Genomic DNA, 19,859 nt, shown 5'->3' on the forward strand with positions numbered 1-19,859 from the left:
TTCGTGTACAGCGTGAGTGAACTCGCCTCGACCGGCGCGGCGGCGGCCTTCTGGCTCCCCCTCGCCGGCTTCGCCCTGGTCATGCTCGGCATCGCACTGTGGCGCGCGGCCGGTACGTTCCGGCGCACCACCGACGACCAGTAGGCACTGGTCACCGGACCGGGCGCGGGAGCGGGGACCTTCGCCCGGTCACTAGTGGAAGGCATACTGAAGCCATGCGGGGAGTCGTACGGGGGCTCGGCATCGTCCTGCTGGTCGCGGGCCTCGGAGTGCTCGGCTGGGTCGGCTGGCAGTACTTCGGTACCGGCATCGCCTCGAACCAGCAGATGAACCAGGCCGAGAACTCGCTGCGCAACCAGTGGAAGACACCGGCCACCACCCCCGCCACCGCGGAACCGGCGGCGGGCAAGCCGTTCGTACTGCTCCGGATCCCGAAGTTCGGCGCCGACTGGGTCAAGCCGATCGTCGAAGGCGTCACGGCCGACGACCTCGCCCGCGGCATCGGCCACTATCCCCAGACCCAGCTGCCGGGTCAGCCCGGGAACTTCGCGATCGCCGGCCATCGCGTCACGCACGGCTCGCCGTTCCGCAAGCTGCTCGACCTGGCCAAGGGCGACCAGATCATCGTCGAGACCCAGTCGGCGACCTACACCTACGAGCTCGACGGCTCGCCACGCGACCTCACGGTCGACGCCTCGGCCACCTGGGTCCTCGACCCGGTCCCCGGCCGGAACACAGCCCCCACCCGCTCGATCATCACCCTCACCACCTGCCAGGACCTCTTCCACTCGCCTGACCGCTCAGTAGCCTTCGGCCACCTCGTGAAGGTCGTCAAGAAGCCCTAGGCAGCGAGCAGGCCCTGGACCATCAGGTCGTTGCGGGCGTCCTGGCCGGCGGGGACTGTCGTGTGGACGCCCTCGCGCAGGAGCTGGGTCAGGCGGGACGGTTTGGCGGCCAGGTACTCGGCCCAACGGACGATGTCGAGGTTCGGGTACTTCTTCTCGGCATCGTGCAGCTGGGAGTTGATCCAGGCGCTGTTGCGCTGGTCGGCGACCTGGACGGCCGTGGACTTGGCGATCCGGGAGATCTGGGTGTTCACCCAGACGACCTTGCGGTTGCTGCCCACGATCCGCATCGTGCGGTCGACCTGCGCCGCGAACACCGGCGGGTTGAAGATGTCGTTGGTGCCGGTCGCCATCAGGATCCGGCGCGGCAGACCGTACTTCAGCGCCCAGTTCTCCAGCGCGTCGACGGCCGGCATCGTCGGCCGCCCGGACCAGTTGTGCACCGCGAGGCTGATGCCGCGGCTCAGTAGCTTGCTGGCCAGCGCCTTGCCGTCCTGTACGGCGATGCTGTCACCGAACATGCACACGCCGTCGTGGTCGCGGACGTAGGTGACGGTCGCCGCGGTCGAGATCGAGCGGCTGAGGATCGTCCAGTCCCCCAGCTCACCGGACCCGTACAGGTCGGCGGCGCTCGCGGTCTCGGCTGCTACGACGCCCGCGACGGCGGCCGCGGCCCCCGCCACGAACAGCTGCCGACGGTTCGGTTTGATTGCTCTCAGACTCCCCACAGACAGGAACTGTGGGCTATACCAACTGGTACGCGCAAGTACGGCTATTCGAACGTTATATCCGCACGGTGCGGATTGCAGCTTGTTGCAATCCGCACCCCTCAGATCGCCCTCAGCTGACGGTCAGGATCTTGTTCGCGGTGAACGCCTGCGCATGGTCCCCGTCGGTCGGGAACCACACCCGATAGACGAGTTGCCCACGTACGGCGGGCTTGATCCCGAACGCGTACGCACCGGAGGTGGTCAGCTTCACCGAAGCGATCGACTTCCACGCCCGGTTCACGTACTGCTGCAGGTAGACCGGTTTGCCGTAGTGCGCGGGCGCGACGTACCCGCTGAGCTTGCTGGCCTGCCCGAGCCGGATCGACGCCGGCGCCAGCGTGGCCGAGATCGTCGGCGCGACCTGCACGGTGAGGTCGGCGCTGCGGGTGCCCATCAGGTCCCCGTTGCCTGGGAACGTCATCATGAACACCGACGAGGTCAGCGGCTTGTACGCGTAGCTGACCGCACCGGTCGAGGTCGTCTTCAGCGCCGAGAGCAGCTTGAAGGTCTTCGAGTTCGCCGGCCGGACGTACAGGTTGACGGGCAGCCCGGCGTACGCCTTGTTGTCGATCCGGACCGTGCTGCCGCGCAGCGTGATGGTGCCTCCGTAGTTCAGCGACGCGGCCGTGGTGCTGATCGCGGTCTTCATCCCGAGCAGCTGCGACGCCGCGACCGGGCTGAACTTGCCGCCGCGGTCCTTGGCCCAGGCGCCGTACGTGTACGTCACGCCCTGCGCCAGCCCGGTGTTCCGGTACGCCGCGGCCGTGCCCGAGTACACGAGCGTGCCGGTGGTCGGCGTCGGGACCTGGCTGGTCGAGTTCCGCCGTACGACGATCTGGTCGAGGTCCGGCAGCGCCGGCACCTTCCAGGTCAGGTTGGCGGCCAGGTACGCCCCGCTCGCGTCGAAGGTGAGCTTCGGCGGCGCACCGTCCAACGTCGAGAACACGCTCGTGAACGGCTCGAGATCGGTCCCGCCGGCCTCTTGGACCCCGCTCACGGAGATCCGGTACGGCGTGTTGTCGAGCAGCGGCGCCGACGGCGTCAGCACGGCCAGCTTGTTCGCCGCGTCGTACGAGACCGTGGCGGCGATCGTCGCGCCGGACTTGCCGTGCAGCAGCCGGACCGTCGACGCGTTGACGCTGCTCGCGACGACGTCCCGCGCGAACGTGACGCTCGGCCGCGTGTCGAGGCCCTGCCCGCTCGCGAGGTCCGGCGGCGACACGTCCCGCACCGGGTAGTCGACGCCGGGCTTGGTGCTGCCGGTGTCGGTGTCCTCGACGCTCAGCGTGTACGGGCGCGTGTCGCGGGAGCCGTTCGCGTTCCGGACCGCGATGAAGGTGCTGCCGGCCGGCACACTCACCGTGGTCGCCGCGGTCAGCGGCCCCCACTTCGGGCCGCCGGTCGCCGGATCGGTCTCCGGGTACGGCGTGACGACGGACACCAGCGACTTGAGGTTGCCGTCGTACAGGTCGATCCGCGGGCCGAAGTTCAGCGGGTACTTGTCGCCGTTGAACTCCGGGCCGGTCAGCGAGACGCTCAGGTTCCGCGCGGCCGAGCCGACCACCTCGTACCAGTCGGTCTCGCCCTCGGTGCTGATCGTCGTACTGATCGAGCTCGACAGCGGGATCGCGCGCTCCGGGGAGTCGTTCAGGTCGATCGAGCTCATCGGGAAGTCCGCGGCCCAGCGGCCGCCGAGCGCGGCATACGCGTCCAGGATGCCGGCCCCGAAGTACGGGTCGGTGCCGCGCGGGCCGGCGTCCCGCGAGTACGCCTTGAGCCGGGCCTCGAGCTGCGCCGGGGTGAGCGTGGGCCACTTGTTCTTCACCAGCGCGGCGACACCCGCCACGATCGGCGCAGCGCACGACGTACCGCTGCACAGCCAGTACGGCGACTGGCTCAGGTTCCGCGCGCCGGTGGTGACGATGTCCCAGCCCGGCGCGGCGACGTCGACCCAGTCGCCGTACGAGCTGAAGTCGGTCAGCACGCCGCCGGCGTTGGTGGCGCCGACCGCGATCACCTCGGGGTACGCCGCCGGGTACTGCGCGACACTGCTGCCGTCGTTGCCTGAGGCCGCGACCACGACGACGCCCTTGGCGATCGCCCGCTTGACCGCGTCGTGCAGCACCGGGTTGTCGCCGGGGTTCGCGATCGAGATGTTCAGCACGGTGGCGCCGTGCGCGACCGCCCAGTCGATGCCCTCGACCAGGTCCAGGTCGTTGGCGACCCCGTTGGCCCCGGCCACCTTGACCGGCATCACCTTCGAGCTCCAGCCGACGCCCGCGACCCCGGCGCCGTTGTTCGCGCCGGCCGCGATAATGCCGGCCACCATCGTGCCGTGGCCGTTGTCGTCGACCGGGTTCGGCCGGGTGGTGGAGACCGCGTTGTACCCGGCGACCAGGTGCCCGGCGAGGTCCGGGTGGCCGGCGTCGATGCCGGTGTCGAGGACCGCGACGATCTGGCTGCCGGTGGACTTCGAGACGTCCCACGCCTGCGGCACGCGGACGGTGTTCAGGTACGCCGCCTGGCTGGACGCGTAGTACGGGTCGTTCGGGACCGCGGCGACCTGGCGCCGGAAGTTCAGCGAGGCGAACTCGACCGCCGGGTCTGCCTTAACCTTCTTCAGCAGGTCTCGCGCGGGCAGGTCGCCCTTGACCTTGAGGACGTCGCCGGCCGTCTCCTCGGCGGTCCCGGCCTTCGCCGCTGCCGCCCTCCGCGCCGACGCGGTGGCCTTCGACTTGAACTTGACCAGCACCACGTTCGGCTCGACGTCCGCCGCGGACGCACCGTGCCGCGCGAACCCGGGCCGGTACGGACCCGGCTCCGCCGCCGATCCGGAGGATCCGGTCAACGCGACCAGCGAACCAGCCACCAACACCGCCACCAACACCGCCGGCAGCCCCCACCGCAGCAGCTCAACAGGACGAACCGACACAACGCCCCCAGGTCTGAGAGTTACGAACGCGGGGAGTATGTCAGAGGTCTGCTCCGGAATCCTCCTCGCCGGGATGTCAATACCTGCAACACGCGGTGGAGTGGCGCGCCGCCGGTGCCGCACCGACTCTGTTCACGTAAACATTCCTGGTGGCAACCGAGGAGCAGATGTGCACAGGACTCGGATGGTGATTGGTGCGCTGCTGGCCGCGCTCGGCCTCAGCTTGTTGGTGGTGCCGACGAGCACCGCGACCGCGGGCGGCTCCTTCCGGCCCGGTCAGCCGTGGCTGGACACGAGCGGGAAGGTGATCCAGGCGCACGGCGGCCAGGTCGTCACCGCGAAGGACGAGGACGGCCGGCGGATCTACTACTGGTACGGCGAGGATCGCAGCAACGGGTACTACAACAGCCCCGGCGTACACCTGTACTCGTCGTACGACCTCTACAACTGGAAGGACGAGGGGCTCGCGCTGCGGGCGATGAGCTCGGTCGACCAGTTCGACAACGACAAGTACTTCGCGAAGCTCTACAAGCACTACACGCCCACGCAGAAGGAGGTCGTCTGGCGCGACCTGTCGACGAACAACGTCCGTACCGACGGATGGGCGACCTCGTCGATCCTCGAGCGGCCGAAGGTCATCTACAACAGGTCCACCGGCAAGTGGGTGATGTGGGTGCACTCCGACGGGCCGTCGTCCCCGACGAGTACGTCGAACTACGCGCGGTCCGAGGCGGGCGTCGCGATCGCGGACTCGCCGAAGGGCCCGTTCCGGTGGATCGACTCGTACCGGCTCGACCACGTGCCGAGCGACTCGGTGCCGTGGTGCGGCAGCGGGTCCTCGTTCGACCCGGCCGGCGGGATGGCGCGGGACATGAACCTGTTCGTGGACGACGACGGTACGGCGTACATCATCTACTCGTCCGAGGAGAACCGGACGATGTACATCTCCAAGCTGAACCCGTCGTACACGTATCTGTCCGCGGCGCCCGACCAGGCCGTGCAGGGCAAGGACTTCACCCGGACGCTCGTGTGCAACCAGCGGGAGGCGCCCGCGATGTTCAAGTCCGAGGGCACGTACTACCTGCTCACGTCCGGCGCGACCGGGTGGGACCCGAACCCGCTGCACTACGCGACCTCGCAGAACATCCTCGGGCAGTTCACCGACCGCGGTGTACCGATCACCGGGGCCGGTGCGGCGACGACGTACGGGTCGCAGAGTACGAACGTGATCACGGTCGATGCCAAGCAGAACGAGTTCCTGTTCATGGGGGACCGGTGGACGCCGAGCGACCTGGCGAACGCGCCGTACGTGTGGATGCCGATGAGCTTCGGTGAGGGCGGTTCGCTGACGGTCGGGCCGGACAGCGAGTGGTCGTTGGGCGACCTCACGCCGTACGCGCGGTGGACCGTTTCGAGCACGATCCCGGATCACGTGTGGCTGAACGACACCAGCAGCCTGCCGTCCGAGGTCACCGTGACGACCGCTCGCGGATCCCAGCAGCTGCCGGTCACCTGGGACCCGGCCAGCGTCGCGCAGGCGGGGCCAGCGAGCCTGCGTGGCACCTTGTCGGACGGCCGGACCTTCACCCGCTCGATCGTCGTCATACCGCATGGTTTGCGGTACGCCGTGAACGCCGGCGGCATCGCCACGCCCGACTGGACCACGGTCGCCACGGCCGGCGGGCCGCTCCTCAACTCGTCGCCGGAGCAACCGCTCGGCACCGACCCGACCACCGGCACCACCTGGGGCTACACCGGCTCGAGCGCCCCGTCCGGGACCGGCGACCTCTACACCACCCTCCGGTACGCCAAGAACCACGAGCCCCTCGTCTATACCTTCGGCGGCCTCGAACCCGGCACGTACACGGTCCACGCCGGCTACTACGACCCCTGGCCCTGGGCCAACCGAGCCGCCCAGGTAACCATCAACAACACCGTCGTCGACCCCCAACGCCTCTTCACAGCCACCCCCACCACCGCCGCCTACACCGACATCCCCGTCGATGCCAACGGCAACATCACCGTATCGATCACCCCCACCCGCTCCCCCGACATCCAGATCAGCTGGCTCATGATCGCCCGCAACAACTGACAACCGCCCCTCGCTCCGCTCGGGTCGGGGGGTGGAGTGGGGCCCAGCTACTTATATTGATCCCATGTCGAACCAGGCCAAGCCGTCGCGTCGCGGAGTCAAGGGGCATCCCAAGTCGGGGCCCTCGATCGGTGATGTGGCGCGCTTGGCCGGGGTGTCGGCGCAGACCGTCTCGCGGGTCTCGACCGGCGCCGACCCGGTCCGCCCGGAGACCAAGGAACGCGTCCTCGACGCGATGCGCGAGCTCGGCTACACCCCGAACCACGCCGCCCGCGCCCTCCGCCGCGGCAACTTCCGGTCGATCGGGCTGATCGCGCACAAGGTCATCCGCACCGGCGAATCGAAAACCATCGAGGCCGTCATCGAGGCCGCCCGCCGCGAGGGCTACTCGGTCAGCCTCGTCGACGTGGAGACCCCGTCCTCCAGCGACGTCAGCGACGCGGTCCAGCAACTGAACCACCAGGCGATCGACGGCCTGATCATCATCCGCGCCGAGACCGCCACCCCGACCGCGCTCGCCCTCCCGCCGACACTCCCGGTCGCCGTTTCGGACTCCCGGTTCATCGGCCACCACCCGGCGATCGGCGCGGACCAGGTCGGCGGCAGCAAGGCCGCCGTACAACACCTCCTCGACCTCGGCCACAAGACCGTCCACCACCTCGCCGGCCCGGACGACTCCGGCCCCGCGGACCTCCGCGCGACCGCCTGGCGCCAGACCCTCGAGGAGAACGGCCGCAAGGTCCCCGCGATCCTCCGCGGCGGCTGGTCCGCGGACTCAGGGTACGAGCTCGGCAAGGTGCTCGCCAAACGCAAGGACGTCACCGCCGTCTTCGCCGCGAACGACGAGATGGCGTGCGGACTGATCCACGCGCTGCACGAGGCCGGCCGCGCCGTACCGCAGGATGTGAGCGTCGTCGGCTTCGACGACATCGACCTGGCCGAACACTTCTGGCCGCCGCTCACCACGGTCCGCCAGCAGTTCCAGCAGATCGGCAACGAGCTGGTCGAGCTGATCCTCCGGCAGCTCCGGCAACGCGCCCCGCTGACCGACTTCCACGGCACGGTCGCCGCACCGCTGATCGTCCGCGAGAGCACCACCGCGCCCCGCAAGCGCCGCTGACCGATCCCGCTGACTCATAGGTCACACCCCTCTGGACATGTTCACGTAAACAAGCTAACGTCCGGCACAGATGTTTGCGTAAACAGAAACAAACAGAAACGGAGGTCGACGGACATGGCGGAGTCCGTGGCCCAACGGCTGGCGATCGCCCCCGCGACCCGGCGGAAGCGGGTCTTCAAGGACGGCAAGGGCTGGCTGTTCGTCGGCCCGTTCCTGGCCGTCTTCGCGGTCACCTTCCTGGCCCCGATCGGATACGCGATCTACCTCAGCCTGTTCCGCGAGCAGGCGTTCTTCGGCGGCCGTACGTTCGTTGGCCTGTCCAACTACACCGAGGCGCTGCAGGACCCGAAGTTCTGGGAGTCCTTCGGCCGGGTGGCGATCTTCCTGGTCGTCCAGGTGCCGGTGATGCTGCTGCTCGCGCTGCTCGCGGCGCTCGCGATCGACAGCGCCCGCCTGCACGCGGCCGGCTTCTTCCGGATCGTGATCTTCCTGCCGTACGCCGTACCCGGCGTGGTCGCCGTCCTGATGTGGGGCTACATCTACGGCGACAACTTCGGCCTCGCGGCGAACCTCAACGACCTGCTCGGCACGGCGCTGAAGCCGTTGAGCGCCGGCTGGATGCTGCCGTCGATCGCGAACATCGTCACCTGGGAGTTCGTCGGCTACAACATGCTGATCTTCTTCTCGGCGCTCCGCACGGTCCCTGGCGAACTCTACGAAGCGGCCGCGATCGACGGCGCGAACACGTTCCGGACCATCCTCGCGGTGAAGCTGCCGGCGCTGCGCGGCGCGATCGTGATCGCGACGATCTTCTCGATCATCGGCAGCTTCCAGCTGTTCAACGAACCGAACATCCTGCGCACGCTGGCGCCGAACGTGATCAACACCTACTACACGCCGAACATGTACGCCTACAACCTCTCGTTCGCCGGCCAGCAGTTCAACTACTCGGCCACCGTCGCGATCGTGATGGGCGTCATCACCGCGATCATCGCGTACGTCGTCCAGCTCCGCGGCTCCCGGGAGGCCTTGTGATGACTACTGTGAAAACCAAGCGCTCCAAGGTCCTGACCGGCGTGATGGTCCTCTACCTGCTCTACACAATTGTCCCGCTGCTCTGGCTGTTGCTCAGTGCAACGAAAACCCAGGACGACCTGCTCGCCACGCCCGGCCTGTGGTTCGGCAACAGCTTCGCGTTCTTCACCAACGTCAAGGACACGCTGACGTACGACGGCGGCATCTTCCTGCGCTGGTTCGGCAACACCCTGCTGTACGTCGTGGTCGGCGCCGGCGGGGCGACCCTGCTGGCGACCGCGGCCGGCTACGGATTGGCGAAGTACCAGTTCGCCGGCCGTCGCGCGGTGTTCGCCGTACTGCTCGGGGCCGTCGCCGTACCGGGGACCGCGCTCGCCGTACCGACGTTCCTGATGTTCTCGAACCTCGGGCTGACGAACACCGTGTGGGCGATCATCATCCCGTCGCTGGTCAGCCCGTTCGGCCTGTACCTGATGTGGGTGTACTCCGCCGACGCGGTCCCGCCGGAGCTGCTCGAGGCGGCCAGGATCGACGGCGCCGGCGAGGTCCGCACGTTCTTCACGGTGGCGCTGCGGCTGCTCAGCCCCGGCATCGTCACCACCTTGCTGTTCGCGATGGTCTCGACCTGGAACAACTACTTCCTGCCGCTGATCATGCTCAGCAAGCCGAATCTGTACCCGCTCACGGTCGGGCTCACCCAGTGGAGCAACCAGGCGACCGGAGTGGGCGCCCGCCCCATCTACAACCTGGTGATCACCGGATCGTTGCTGACCATCGTTCCGCTGGTGATCGCCTTCCTTCTCCTTCAGCGGTTCTGGCAGTCCGGCCTGTCCGCAGGCTCGGTCAAGTGAAAGGCAACAAGATGAAGGCACATCGGTGGGGCATCCGGCAGCTGGTGGTTGCCGGAGCCGCGCTCACGGCCCTCGCGGTGGTCGCCGCGTGCGGTGGCGGGTCGTCGAGCTCGGGCAGCCCGTCCACGGGTTCTCCCGACGCGGTCGACGCGGCGCTCAAGGCGGGCGGCGAGCTCACGTACTGGAGCTGGACCCCGTCGGCGCAGGCGCAGGTCACCGCGTTCATGAAGCAGTACCCGAACGTCAAGGTGAACCTGGTCAACGCCGGCACCGGCAACGACCAGTACACCAAGCTGCAGAACGTCATCAAGGCCGGCTCCGGCGCGCCCGACGTCGCCCAGGTCGAGTACCAGGCGCTGCCGCAGTTCGCGCTGCCCGGTTCGCTGGTCGACCTGAACCAGTACGGATTCTCGCAGTACGAGTCGTCGTACACGGCCTCCACCTGGGCGTCCGTGCACGCGGGCAGCGGGCTGTACGGGCTGCCGCAGGACTCCGGGCCGATGGCCCTGTTCTACAACAAGGAGGTCTTCGCGAAGTACGGGATCGCCGTACCGAAGACCTGGGACGAGTACGTCGCGGCCGCGAAGAAGCTGCACGCCGCGAACCCGAAGGCCTACATCACCAACGACTCCGGTGACGCCGGGTTCACTACCAGCATGATCTGGCAGGCCGGCGGTACGCCGTTCAAGACCGACGGCAAGAACGTCACGATCAACCTGCAGGACGACGGTACGAAGAAGTGGACCGGCACCTGGAACCAGCTGGTCCAGGGCGGCCTGGTGTCGAGCATCCCGGGCTGGACCGACGAGTGGTACAAGGCGCTCGGCGACGGCACGATCGCGACGCTGCCGACCGGTGCCTGGATGCCCGGCGTGATGGAGTCCTCGGTGAAGGCCGGCGCCGGCAAGTGGGCGGTGGCGCCGATGCCGACGTACGACGGCCAGCCGGCCACGGCGGAGAACGGCGGCAGCACCGAGTCGGTCCTCAAGCAGAGCAAGAACCCGGCGCTCGCGGCGGCGTTCGTCCGCTGGCTGAACCACGACGAGGGCGTGAAGACGTTCCTCGCCAGCGGCGGCTTCCCGGCCACCACGGCGGACCTGAAGGACCCGGCGTTCGTCGGCAAGGCCAGCGCGTACTTCGGCGGCCAGAAGATCAACGAAGTACTGACCGGCGCCGCGGACTCCGTGGTGAAGGGCTGGACGTACCTGCCGTACGAGCTCTACGCGAACAGCATCTACGGCGACACCGTCGGCAAGACGTACCAGTCCAAGTCCGACCTCAACACCGGCCTGAAGTCCTGGCAGGATGCCCTGGTGACGTATGGCAACCAGCAGGGCTTCCAGGTCAACGGCTGAACCTTCACAGAAACGAGCTCCAGTGCCTGACTTCGCGATCGGTGCGTCCGACTTCCTGCTGGACGGCCGCCCGTTCCAGATCATCTCCGGTGCACTGCACTACTTCCGGGTGCACCCGGACTGCTGGGCCGACCGCATCGAGAAGGCACGGCAGATGGGGCTGAACACCATCGAGACGTACGTCCCGTGGAACCTGCACAGCCCGCGGCCCGGTGAGTTCGACACCACCGGGATCCTCGACCTCGGCCGCTTCCTGCGCGAAGTGGCCGCGGCGGGGATGTACGCGATCGTCCGGCCCGGTCCGTACATCTGCGCCGAGCTGGACAACGGCGGTCTGCCGCCGTGGCTGCTGCGCACGCCGGGCATCGGGGTCCGGCGGTACGAGCCGCAGTTCATGACCGCGGTGACGTCATACCTCGAGAGCGTGCTGGAGATCGTGCGGCCGCTGCAGATCGACCGGGGCGGGCCGGTTCTCCTTGTGCAGGTGGAGAACGAGTACGGCGCCTTCGGGTCCGACCAGACGTACCTGAAGGCGTTGGCCGACGTCATCCGCTCGGGCGTCGGTGTTCCGCTCGTCACCGTCGACCAGCCGACGGACGAGATGCTCGGTGCGGGCGGGCTGGACGACGTACTGCGGACCGGGTCGTTCGGGTCCCGCGTCGCGGAGCGGCTGGAGACGCTGCGCAAGCACCAGCCGAGCGGACCGTTGATGTGCATGGAGTTCTGGGACGGGTGGTTCGACTACTGGGGCGGGCGGCACCACACCACCTCGGCGGCCGACGCAGCGGCCGAGCTCGACGCGCTGCTGGCCGCCGGCGCTTCGGTGAACATCTACATGTTCCACGGCGGGACCAACTTCGGGTTGACCAGCGGCGCGAACGACAAGGGCGTGTACCGGGCGACCGTGACGTCGTACGACTACGACGCACCGCTCGACGAGGCCGGCCAGCCGACGGAGAAGTACTTCGCCTTTCGCGACGTGATCTCACGGTATGCGCCGGTGCCCACTTCGGTGCCTGCCGCGGCGCCGCCTGCACCTGAGTTCAACGTTGCATTGACGGACCCGATCAGCCTGCTCGCCTGTCCTGGCGGGACGTGGTCGGAGCACGACCAGGTGCCGACGCTGGACGAGCTCGACGCACGGCTGGCGATCTTCCGGACCACACTGCGGCACGGCGGGCCGGCCGCGCTGACGTTCGGCGAGATCCGCGACCGGGTGCAGGTCTTCCTGGACGGCGCGCCCGTCGGCGTACTCGAACGGGAACGCCACGAGCGCACCATCATGCTCCCGCACGCCCGCGGCCGCCTCGAACTGGTCGTCGAGGACATGGGCCGGGTCAACTACGGCCCCCGCATCGGCGAACCGAAGGGCCTGATCGGCCCGGTGTCCCTCGGCGGGACCGAGCTGTCCGGCTGGTCCGTCTGCATGATCGACCTCGACCACCTCCCCCACCTCTGGCAGTCCGCCGGCCCGACCCCGTCAACCGTCGGCACCGGCCCAACCGCCTGGCGCGCAACCTTCCAAGCCGACGGCCACTCCGACCTGTTCCTCCGAACCGACGCCTGGGGCAAGGGATTCGCCTGGGTCAACGGCTTCTGCCTGGGCCGCTACTGGCGCCGCGGCCCCCAGCAGACGCTGTACATCCCCGCCCCCCTACTAGTTGCCGGCCCCAACAACCTCGCCATACTCGAACTGGAAACCCCAGACTCCCCCACCGCCACCTTCACCGTCGGCGCTTGGCTGGGCCACACCGACCTGTAGTCGCTAGGACTCGGTCGGCAGCGTGTTGCCGCGCTCGTCCGGCGCCGCGGCGAAGACCGACGGCTTGTTCCTGACGAGCGCGCGCCAGCGGTTGAAGAACAGGTTGAGCAGTACGGCGGTGACGGCCGCCGCGCTGATGCCCGAGTCCAGGACCACGCCGACACCCGACGGGAACTTGTCCCAGAAGTGCGGGCGGGCGATCGGGACCAGGCCCATCGCGATCGTCACCGCGACCACGACCAGGTTCAGGTTGTCGGAGTACTCGACCCGGGACAGGGTCCGGATGCCGCTCGCCGCGACCGAACCGAACAGGACGATGCCGGCGCCGCCCAGCACCGGAGCGGGGATCGCCGCGACCACCCGGCCGAAGATCGGCACCAGGCCGAGCAGCACCAGGACCCCGCCGCCGACCGCGACCGTGAACCGGGACTTGATCCCGGTGATCGCGACCAGCCCGACGTTCTGCGCGAACGCGCTCGCCGGGAAGGCTCCGAAGACCGGCGCGACGGTACTCGACAGCATGTCCGCGCGCAGCCCGTTCGCGACCCGCCGGTGGTCGACGGGTGTCTCGACGATCTGGCCGATCGCGATGATGTCGGCCATCGTCTCGGTCATGATCACGAAGATCACGATCGTCATCGCGACGATCGCGCCGGCGTCGAACACCGGCGTACCGAGCCCGAAGACCGGCGGGAACGAGACCACCTTGCCGTGCGGTACGGCGGAGAAGTCGGCCTTGCCCCACGGTACGGCGACCAGCGTGCCGGCGATCATCCCGATCAGGATCGACAACCGGGACACGAACCCTTGGAAGACGCGGCTGATCACCAGGATCACCAGCAGCGTCAGGCCCGCGAGCGCGATGTTGCTCGGGTTGCCGTAGGTCTTCGCGCCGACCCCACCGAGCGCCCAGTCGAACGCGACCGGCAGCAGCGACACCCCGATCACCGTGATGATCGAGCCGGTGACGACCGGCGGGAACAGCTTCACCAGGTGCGCGAAGAACGACGACACGACCACCCCGATCAGGCCCGCCACCAGGATCGCGCCGAACACCGGCCGGACGCCGCCGTGCGAGGCGATCGACACCATCGTCGACACGCTCGCGAACGAGATCCCTTGCACGATGGGAAGTCTGGCCCCGAACGGCCCGAGTCCCAGCGACTGCAGCAGCGTCGCGAGGCCGCTGATGAAGATGCCGGCCGTGACCAGCAACCCGATGTCCTGCGCGGACAGCCCGGCCGCACTGCCGACGATCAGCGGCGGTGCGATCAGCCCGCCGTACATCGTCAGGATGTGCTGGGTGCCGTAGACGACCAACTGCGCGAAGGGCAGCCGTTCGTCCTCGGGGCGGGCGGGTGCAGGGGTGGTGGATGCCATGCTGCCTCCAACGCGTTTTCCGCTCTACGGAAAGAAGATTCCGAACAGCGACAGAGTGGCACACGAGTCAACCGCCGTCAACGGTTTGTTGAAAGTCGGTTCGGCTTAGGGTTGCGCGCAAATGACGGATCGGTTCGCGGAGCATCGAGGGTTGTTGTACGGCGTGGCGTATCGGCTGCTCGGGAGTGTGGCGGACGCGCAGGACGTCGTACAGGATGCGTGGTTGCGGTGGAGCCGGGTCGACGCGGACTCGGTGCGCGACGCCGAGGGGTACCTGGTGCGGGTCACCACCCGGCTCGCGATCGACCGGCTGCGGAGTGCCGCCGTACGGCGGGAGTCGTACGTCGGGCCGTGGTTGCCGGAGCCCATGCTCACCACACCCGACGCCGCGGAGGACGTCGTACGGGCGGACTCGGTGTCGACCGCCGTACTGCTGGTGCTCGAGGCGTTGTCGCCGGCCGAGCGGGCCGTGTTCGTGCTGAACGAGGCGTTCGGTTACAGCTACTCCGAGATCGCCGAGGTCCTCGACCGGCAGGTCGCCGACGTACGGCAGCTCGCGCATCGCGCCCGCAAGGCCGTCGCCGCGCGGCGACGGCGGTACGACACCGATCGTGCGGTGCAGCAGCAGGTCACCGAACGGTTCCTCGCCGCCTGCGAGAACGGCGACGTCGAAGCGCTGATGGCGGTCCTCGCACCGGACGTCACGCTGATCAGCGACGGCGGCGGGCGCACCGGGGCGCCTCGGAAACCGGTCGTCGGGCCGCTGGCGGTCGCGCGGGCGTTCCTGGTCGGATCGGGGCGCCGGCCGGCCGGTTCGCAGTACGCGATCGAGGAGCTCAACGGGGCGCCCGGCATCACGATCCGGTCCGCGGCCGGGCCGGTGCTCGCGGTCACGCTGCAGCTGGTCGACGGCGCCGTACAGGCGATCCACGTGGTCAGCAATCCGGAGAAACTCGGCGGGCTGTCACATCCGGCGTAGGTCTCTCGTCCGTGAGGCACCTCTACGGATCGGAGTTCTCGTGTACGCCGCCTACCTGGCCACCACCCTGCTTGCCGCCGCGCTCACCGGCAGTGCGGCCGTTGCCAATCTGATCGGCCACAGCTATCCGAAGTCTCAGGCGGATCTGGTCCACGTGGATCACCGGTGGATCCTGCCGCTCGGGCTGCTCCTCGGAGCCGGGGCGGCCGGGCTGCTCGTGGGGCTCGCCGTGCCGGTGCTCGGGTCGGTCGCCGCTGGTGGTCTCGTGCTGTATTTCCTCGGGGCGCTTACCGCGCACCTCCGCGTCGGTGATCGCAGCCTCGCGCCTTGGTCCTTGTACTTCCTTACGTGCACGGGCGCGTTGGTGACGGCTGTGCTGTACCGATGAACGGGTAGTGGTGGTGGTTTGGCGCGGTTGCCACGCTTGGCCGCGGGTCGGGAGGCGGGGTACTACCCGTTCTTCGGTTCTATGCTGGGGCGATCATGGTGGCGGACGGCGGGGATCCATCGCGGTTGCGGCGGCTGAACGAGCGGGCGGTGCTGGCTGCGGTGCGCGGCGCCGGGGAGCTGCGGGTGGCGCAGATCGTCGAGCAGAGCGGGATCGGCCGTACCGCGGTCGAAGAGGTGCTGGCGAGTCTGGTCGAACGGCGCTGGCTGGTCGAGGAGAGCCCCGCGATTCGCGGGCGCGGACGGCCGGCGCGGAGCTACCGGTTCCGGGCCGAGGCCGGGTACGTCGTGGGCCTCGACATCGGGGCGTACTCCGTGCGCGGGGTGCTGATGGACCTCGACGGGCGGATGCTCGCGAGTACCCGGCAGACGGTGACGCCCGAGCTGCCACGTGCCGAGCGGTTGGCGGTCGCCGACGAGGTCGTCGCCACCTGCGCCCGCGAGGCCGGCGTACCACCGAGCCGCGTGTGGGCCGTCGGTGCCGGCACCACCGGCATCGTCGACCCCACCGGCACAGTCCTCCAGGCCAACGCCATCCCCGACTGGGCCGGCACCAACCTCCCCTCCCACTTCACCACCCCCCTGGCCCTCGCCGACAACGACAGCCAACTAGCCGCCCTCGCCGAACAACACCACGGCCGGCGCCCCGCCCCCACCACCGGCACTCCCGCCTCCACCACCGGCACTCCCCTCCCCACCACCGCCACCGCCACCGGCTCGCCCCTCCCCACCAGCGGAACCACCATCCCCACCACCGCCATCGGCACGGCTCGCCCGACCACCGGCGGGACGACGCCCCCCACCACCGGCGGGACCACCATCCCCACCACGGGCGGCACGCCCCTCCCCGCCACAACCACCACCGGCGGGACGGCGGCCTCGGCCACGGTCTGGCCCGTCGGCTCCCGCGGGGGCGGGGCCGCCGGTTCAGGTTCCGAGGGGTGTGCGGACATGGTGTTTTTGCATGCGGGGCGGCGTACGGGGTTGGCGTTGGTGATGGATGGGAAGTTGCGGCGGGGGGCGTTCGGTGCGGCGGCTGACATGTCGGCGTTGCGGGGCGTGGCCTGGGAGGCGGCACTCGGGTACTTGCACGAGGTGGTGCCGGATGAGGTTCCCGTTGTGGACAAGGCGGAGCGGGCGTTTGCGGCCGCGCGTGGCGGGGATCGGGCCGCGCGCGCCGCGGTGCGGAAGTATGCCGAGGCGATGGCCGTAGCAGCAGCGACAGCGATCGCGATCGTCGACCCGCGGGTGCTCGTCCTCGGTGGCGCGTTCTCTCAGGCGGCCGACGTACTCCTCGAACCGCTCACCGCCGAGCTCGAGCGCCTCTGCCCAAGAGTTCCCGAGGTACGAGCGTCCGCGCTCGGCGCGCTCTGCGTCGCGCTCGGTGCCGCCAGTCTCGCCCTCGACGCGCTCAACGACCGCCTCCTCACCCCCGCGCGCGGCCCCCTCCCCCCGCTCGCCGCGCGCAGCATCTGACCTACTGACCGGCGAGCATCGCCACCATCGGCGCGAGCGTCTCCGCGAAGTCGGCGCCGATGACGAAGTACGAGAAGCCGATCTCCTCGCGCCGCCGCTGCACCTCCTCGGCCGCTGCCGCCGGGTCGTCCGGCAAGATGACGAGCGAGTCCGCCGCGCGAAGTGCCGCCGTGTCGAGCCCAGGCGCCGCCATGAACGGAGCGGCACCGTCACCGACCGCCGCGACGTGCTGAGCCAGCTCGATGTCCCGGGACCCGCCGAACTCACGCACCCGCCGCGTGGTCTCGGCCCGATCGTCGTCCGCCGGCAGGACGAACGTCACGCCGTCGGCGACCTCGAGCGCCAGCTCCTGCGACTTCGGTCCGCTCACCGCCATGATCACCGGCGTCCACACGTCCGGCCCGTCGTACTCCCGCAGCGCCGCAACGGCCTGGCGCATCCGGCGCCGCCGCTCCGCCGGCGACACCGCCGGCATCCCCAGCTCGACCTCGATCCCCGGCCGCCCCGCGCCGAGGCCCATCTCGAACCGGCCCTCGGTCAGCACCGAGAGCGAGTGCGCCTCCCACGCGATGCTCGACGGATCGCGCAGCGCGGCCGCGTACACCCACGAACCGACCCGCAGATCGGCGATCGCCGCCGCGGTGGCCAGCGTCGGCGCGAGCGACGGCTGCCAGGTGGGTACGTCGGGCATCAGCAACGTCGAGTACCCGAGATCGGCGACCCGCCGTACCCGGTCCCGCCACGCCGCCAGGTCGGAGCCGATCGGGGCCACGACCCCGAACCGGAACGGTCTGGTCATTCGCACAGCCTGGTCCTGCATCGTGATTTCCCCTCAGGTCCGGGACCTCGGCGAGGTCCTCCTGCCCTGTCCACGAACTGTCCACCCGGAGTTCGACAACGCCCGGCAAGATTATCGGCATAATAATGTCGGAAAGAGGCAATAATGCGCACGAACGCGCAAACCCCCTGCCAGGAAGTAGGTTCGCTGTGAACAGTCGGATCCGCCGCCGGACGTTCCTCACCGCCACCGGAGCCCTCGCCACCGCCACGGCCGTCGGCGACGTCGCCTACGCCACCCCGCACGCCGCAGATGTCGCCGCCGACTCCTCCGGGTACGTCGACGTACAGCTGCTGAACATCACCGACCTGCACGGATACCTGCAGCCGACGACGCCGAGCCAGGGCAGCGTGATCACCGGCGCCGGTGGCGTCCAGGTGACGGTCGGCGGCGTCGGGTACCTGGCCACGCACCTCAAGCAGCTCCGCCAAGGCCGGCAGAACTCGATCTTCTTCTCCTCCGGGGACAACTTCTCCGGCTGGCCGTTCGAGGTCGACGCGCACGCCAACGAGCCGACCGTCGAGGCGCTGAACGCGCTCGGCCTGCAGTTCAGTACGGTCGGCAACCACGAGCTCGACCACTCCGTCAGCTTCCTCGTCGACCACATGGAGCACGGCGCGCCGTACCCGGTGAACGGCCGCGACGACAACTTCGTCGACTCCACCGGCCACAAGTTCCGCGGCGCGAACTTCCGCTTCTACACGGCCAACATCGTGCACGCGGACACCGGCCGGACGATCGTCCCGCCGTACAACATCGAATGGGTCGACGCCGGGCACGGCAAGAAGCTGCCGGTCGCGTTCATCCACCTCACCGTGATGGACACGCCGACCGGATCCACGTCGTACCAGCCGGGTCTCAAGTCGCTGTCCGACGTCGAGCAGGCGAACAAGCTCGCCGCCCAGCTGAAGGCCCGCGGCGTGAACGCGATCGTGATCAACATCCACGACGGCGGCGTCGCCGGCAACGACTACAACGCCGGCACGAACCCGTCCGGCCCGGTGTTCCAGCTGGCCGCGAACGCGTCGCCGGACATCGCCGCGATCGTCACCGGGCACTGGCACTGCCGGTTCAACATGATGGTCCCGGACCCGAACGGCGTACCGCGTCCCGTGGTCGAGGCCGGCAACCACGGCTCGCTGATCAACGAGATCAACCTCAAGCTCGACCCGCGCACCGGCGAGGTGATCCGCGAGCTGACCACCTCGACGAACCACGCGAACACCCGCGACGTACCGGTCGACGAGGAGCTGCAGTACATCGCCGACTACTGGACGGCCAAGGGCAAGAAGCGGTACGCCGCTCCGCTCGCGAAGGTCACCGGCGACTTCACCCGGACGGCGAACGCGTCCGGCGAGAGCACCATGGGCAACCTGGCCGCTGACTTCGCGTACTGGGACGCGAACCAGCACGGCCAGGCCGACCTCGCGCTCATCTCGACCAAGCCGGTGTCCGGGTCGAACGCGCTGACCGGCGACCTGTTGTTTGCCAAGGGCACCAATGCGGCCGACGCGGACGGGACCGTGCTGTTCGGGGAGGCGTGGGGCGCGTTCGGGTACGGCAACCCGATCCTGACCGTGACGCTGCCGGGGACGCAGCTGCACGCCGCGTTCGAGGCGCAGTGGGTGCCGCAAGCGAACGGGACCGTGAAGTTCGCGCCGTTCGCGGTGTCGCAGAACGTCAGCTACAGCTACGACACCAGCAAGCCGATCGGCGGGCGGGTCGACCCGGCGAAGATCCTCATCGACGGCAAGCCGCTCGACCTGAACCGGAACTACCGGGTCGCCGCGCTCGCGTACACGCTGATCGGCGGCGACGGTACGACGGTGTTCGCCGGCTTCACAGACCCGGTCCGCAACGACCGCGACCACGAGGGCTTCATCGCCTACCTCCGGGCGCACCCGGTGCTCACCCCGTCCACGCTCGACCGGGCCAAGCCGGTGAGCTGACCGGAAGCGCTCCCGGAGCACGCCGCTC

General features: G+C 69.1%; 16 protein-coding genes. 12 read left to right on the plus strand and 4 right to left on the minus strand.

The window, feature by feature from the left end; translation table 11 throughout:
* The first annotated feature begins 3 nt into the window (after window positions 1-3).
* The gene (locus ACQHIV_RS19810) at window positions 4-144 is read left to right on the plus strand and encodes an LPXTG cell wall anchor domain-containing protein (RefSeq protein WP_380191031.1); all 141 of its coding nucleotides are present in this window, start codon (window positions 4-6) and stop codon (window positions 142-144) included.
* A 71-nt stretch (window positions 145-215) separates the two neighbouring features.
* Window positions 216-845 (plus strand): class E sortase, encoded by a 630-nt coding sequence (locus tag ACQHIV_RS19815; protein WP_427896179.1) that lies wholly within the window; start codon window positions 216-218, stop codon window positions 843-845.
* Here the strand turns inward: ACQHIV_RS19815 and ACQHIV_RS19820 are convergent.
* Together ACQHIV_RS19820 and ACQHIV_RS19825 are read right to left on the minus strand one after the other, a co-directional pair.
* Window positions 842-1,573, minus strand: coding sequence for a hypothetical protein (locus ACQHIV_RS19820; protein ID WP_427896180.1), 732 nt, complete (start codon window positions 1,571-1,573; stop codon window positions 842-844). The two genes, ACQHIV_RS19815 and ACQHIV_RS19820, sit on opposite strands and share 4 nt — an antisense overlap.
* 112 nt (window positions 1,574-1,685) lie before the next feature.
* Window positions 1,686-4,484: a S8 family serine peptidase gene (locus ACQHIV_RS19825; RefSeq protein WP_427896181.1), complete on the minus strand. Its 2,799-nt coding sequence runs from the start codon at window positions 4,482-4,484 to the stop codon at window positions 1,686-1,688.
* 232 nt (window positions 4,485-4,716) lie between these two features.
* Here ACQHIV_RS19825 and ACQHIV_RS19830 point away from each other — a divergent pair, with 232 nt between their 5' ends.
* The 6 genes from ACQHIV_RS19830 (at window position 4,717) to ACQHIV_RS19855 (ending at window position 12,762) form a co-directional block, all read left to right on the plus strand.
* Window positions 4,717-6,639 carry a glycoside hydrolase family 43 protein gene (locus ACQHIV_RS19830; RefSeq protein WP_427896182.1) on the plus strand — a complete coding sequence of 641 codons (1,923 nt, stop codon included), beginning with the start codon at window positions 4,717-4,719 and terminating at the stop codon, window positions 6,637-6,639.
* Window positions 6,640-6,703: 64 nt separating this feature from the next.
* Complete coding sequence (locus ACQHIV_RS19835) at window positions 6,704-7,759, plus strand: LacI family DNA-binding transcriptional regulator (protein ID WP_427896183.1); 1,056 nt, start codon at window positions 6,704-6,706, stop codon at window positions 7,757-7,759.
* Window positions 7,760-7,873: 114 nt separating this feature from the next.
* Window positions 7,874-8,794 carry a carbohydrate ABC transporter permease gene (locus ACQHIV_RS19840; protein ID WP_427896184.1) on the plus strand — a complete coding sequence of 307 codons (921 nt, stop codon included), beginning with the start codon at window positions 7,874-7,876 and terminating at the stop codon, window positions 8,792-8,794.
* Window positions 8,794-9,645, plus strand: coding sequence for a carbohydrate ABC transporter permease (locus tag ACQHIV_RS19845; protein ID WP_427896185.1), 852 nt, complete (start codon window positions 8,794-8,796; stop codon window positions 9,643-9,645). The genes ACQHIV_RS19840 and ACQHIV_RS19845 overlap by 1 nt, the downstream gene beginning before the upstream one ends.
* A complete protein-coding gene (locus ACQHIV_RS19850) occupies window positions 9,642-11,000 on the plus strand; it encodes an ABC transporter substrate-binding protein (RefSeq protein ID WP_427896186.1) in 1,359 nt (452 codons plus the stop codon). Before ACQHIV_RS19845 ends, ACQHIV_RS19850 begins: the two co-directional genes overlap by 4 nt.
* A 22-nt stretch (window positions 11,001-11,022) precedes the next feature.
* The gene (locus ACQHIV_RS19855) at window positions 11,023-12,762 is read left to right on the plus strand and encodes a beta-galactosidase (protein ID WP_427896187.1); all 1,740 of its coding nucleotides are present in this window, start codon (window positions 11,023-11,025) and stop codon (window positions 12,760-12,762) included.
* 3 nt (window positions 12,763-12,765) lie between these two features.
* Here the strand turns inward: ACQHIV_RS19855 and ACQHIV_RS19860 are convergent, their stop codons facing one another.
* A complete protein-coding gene (locus tag ACQHIV_RS19860; protein ID WP_427896188.1) occupies window positions 12,766-14,142 on the minus strand; it encodes a nucleobase:cation symporter-2 family protein in 1,377 nt (458 codons plus the stop codon).
* Between the two features lie 121 nt (window positions 14,143-14,263).
* Between ACQHIV_RS19860 and ACQHIV_RS19865 the strand changes: the two genes are divergently transcribed.
* From ACQHIV_RS19865 to ACQHIV_RS19875, 3 genes are all read left to right on the plus strand, one after another.
* Complete coding sequence (locus ACQHIV_RS19865) at window positions 14,264-15,121, plus strand: RNA polymerase sigma-70 factor (protein WP_427896189.1); 858 nt, start codon at window positions 14,264-14,266, stop codon at window positions 15,119-15,121.
* A gap of 40 nt (window positions 15,122-15,161) precedes the next feature.
* The gene (locus tag ACQHIV_RS19870; protein WP_427896190.1) at window positions 15,162-15,509 is read left to right on the plus strand and encodes a DoxX family protein; all 348 of its coding nucleotides are present in this window, start codon (window positions 15,162-15,164) and stop codon (window positions 15,507-15,509) included.
* Window positions 15,510-15,604: 95 nt separating this feature from the next.
* A complete protein-coding gene (locus ACQHIV_RS19875) occupies window positions 15,605-17,044 on the plus strand; it encodes an ROK family protein (protein WP_427896191.1) in 1,440 nt (479 codons plus the stop codon).
* 1 nt (window position 17,045) lies between these two features.
* Here the strand turns inward: ACQHIV_RS19875 and ACQHIV_RS19880 are convergent, their stop codons facing one another.
* Window positions 17,046-17,843, minus strand: a complete 798-nt coding sequence (locus tag ACQHIV_RS19880) for an LLM class flavin-dependent oxidoreductase (protein WP_427896192.1) — start codon at window positions 17,841-17,843, stop codon at window positions 17,046-17,048.
* A gap of 188 nt (window positions 17,844-18,031) precedes the next feature.
* Here ACQHIV_RS19880 and ACQHIV_RS19885 point away from each other — a divergent pair, with 188 nt between their 5' ends.
* Complete coding sequence (locus ACQHIV_RS19885; protein WP_427896193.1) at window positions 18,032-19,831, plus strand: bifunctional metallophosphatase/5'-nucleotidase; 1,800 nt, start codon at window positions 18,032-18,034, stop codon at window positions 19,829-19,831.
* The last annotated feature ends 28 nt before the right edge of the window (window positions 19,832-19,859 follow it).

The organism is Kribbella polygonati (assembly GCF_050320105.1).
Classification (GTDB): domain Bacteria; phylum Actinomycetota; class Actinomycetes; order Propionibacteriales; family Kribbellaceae; genus Kribbella.

Excerpts from the sequence above, each read along its gene's own strand:
- ACQHIV_RS19860 (WP_427896188.1), bottom strand. The coding sequence starts at position 14,142 with ATGGCATCCACCACCCCTGCACCCGCCCGCCCCGAGGACGAACGGCTG.
- ACQHIV_RS19815 (WP_427896179.1), top strand. The coding sequence starts at position 216 with ATGCGGGGAGTCGTACGGGGGCTCGGCATCGTCCTGCTGGTCGCGGGC.
- ACQHIV_RS19835 (WP_427896183.1), top strand. The coding sequence starts at position 6,704 with ATGTCGAACCAGGCCAAGCCGTCGCGTCGCGGAGTCAAGGGGCATCCC.
- ACQHIV_RS19865 (WP_427896189.1), top strand. The coding sequence starts at position 14,264 with ATGACGGATCGGTTCGCGGAGCATCGAGGGTTGTTGTACGGCGTGGCG.
- ACQHIV_RS19840 (WP_427896184.1), top strand. The coding sequence starts at position 7,874 with ATGGCGGAGTCCGTGGCCCAACGGCTGGCGATCGCCCCCGCGACCCGG.
- ACQHIV_RS19875 (WP_427896191.1), top strand. The coding sequence starts at position 15,605 with ATGGTGGCGGACGGCGGGGATCCATCGCGGTTGCGGCGGCTGAACGAG.
- ACQHIV_RS19880 (WP_427896192.1), bottom strand. The coding sequence starts at position 17,843 with ATGACCAGACCGTTCCGGTTCGGGGTCGTGGCCCCGATCGGCTCCGAC.
- ACQHIV_RS19845 (WP_427896185.1), top strand. The coding sequence starts at position 8,794 with ATGACTACTGTGAAAACCAAGCGCTCCAAGGTCCTGACCGGCGTGATG.